This window comes from Pseudomonas siliginis (assembly GCF_019145195.1).
GTDB classification, from domain to species: Bacteria; Pseudomonadota; Gammaproteobacteria; order Pseudomonadales; family Pseudomonadaceae; genus Aquipseudomonas; species Aquipseudomonas siliginis.
The window spans coordinates 1-1,338 of record NZ_JAHSTW010000027.1 but is presented as its reverse complement, the minus strand read 5'-3'; the positions used below and the strand labels follow the sequence as shown (position 1 = coordinate 1,338).

At 51.5% G+C, this 1,338-nt stretch carries 1 protein-coding gene; it reads left to right on the top strand.

Annotated features, from left to right (window positions below):
- Positions 1-444: 444 nt before the first annotated feature.
- Entirely contained in the window at positions 445-1,227 is a 783-nt protein-coding gene (locus tag KVG87_RS25685) for a S24 family peptidase (RefSeq protein WP_108224734.1), read from the top strand.
- Positions 1,228-1,338 lie beyond the last annotated feature (111 nt).

Sequence of the window (1,338 nt, the reverse complement as noted above, 5' to 3'; positions counted from 1 at the left end):
GATTCGGCGACATGTGGTGTGCTCGCCTTCTGACATCGCGACCCGATAGCATTGTGGTGATGCTGTCGGGAGAAACTGGGCGACCCTTGGGTCGCCTTTTTTCTATGCAGCTTGTATTTCAGCGTCGGATTCGGCTGGGAATATCTCGGGTAAATCCGGCCTAAGCTGATGAGGTAGCAGCGCTCCAGAAAGTGCTTTCGACAGATGTCGAACCTGTGCGACTGGGATACCTCGCCGACGCCAATTAAAGAATCTCTGAGGGCTGATTTTGCACTCTCGCGAAAGCTGGGAAGGGCTTTTGCCGGAGGCCTCAGCAACCTGCAGTACTAAATCGAATATCTGAGCAGGTGTACTCATGACGTTATCCATACCAAACAATTTGAACGGCAGGACCAAACAATACGTTTGTTATCATCTGAATGCAAGCGCTGTAACATTTCGTTTATGAGTAAACAAACGCAAAACCTCAAAGGCCAACGCTTTCGTGAAGCGCTCGAAGACTCCGGATTGACGGGGGCCCAGCTCGCTCGAATTCTCGATCTCGAGAACGACCAGAACATCACGAACTGGAAAGCTAGGGGCGTCCCCGCGTACATGGTCGGCGAAGTTGCGCTGACACTTGTCGTGGAGCGCGAGTGGCTAGAAGGGAAAGATGTACCAATGCGGACCAAGAGCACTGAGCGAAACCCATTACGCCCGGCTGCTAACGATTCGCCGCTTTACGTGCTGGAGCCAATGGCTCCTTGGGACTCAGAAACACCAATAGACAATGACGAGGTGGAGCTAAGGTTGTACAAGGAAGTGGAGTTATCCTCTGGGCCCGGGAAGGTTGCGCGTACAGAGGTTCAGGAGATCGCTGGGCCCAAGCTTCGTTTTTCACGAGCTACGATGAGGACTTGCGGAGTAGATCCCTCAAACGCTGTATTTGCCACCAACAGCGGGAACAGTAATCACCCACTGATTCTTTCGGGAGCGACAGTCGGCATTGATACGGGAATGACGCGAATCGTTGACGGCGAAATGTACGCAATCGACCACGACGGGCATTTTCGGATTAAGTTTCTTCAACGTACTGCCAACGGCATCAAGATGAGGAGCTTCAATTCACAGGAATACGCTGACGAAGACTATGACTTCGATCAGATCATGGCTCAACGGGTGGTAATTCTTGGCCGCATATTTTGGTGGTCATCAATACGTCCATTGAAAGGCCCCTCTTTGATCTGACACCAAACAAAATGTGTTGACCAAAAACCAAACAGATTGTTTACTTGCCTCACTCTCCAACCACAGTGAGGCATCACCATGCGCGCCACCGCATCCCTACATGTCCATCCT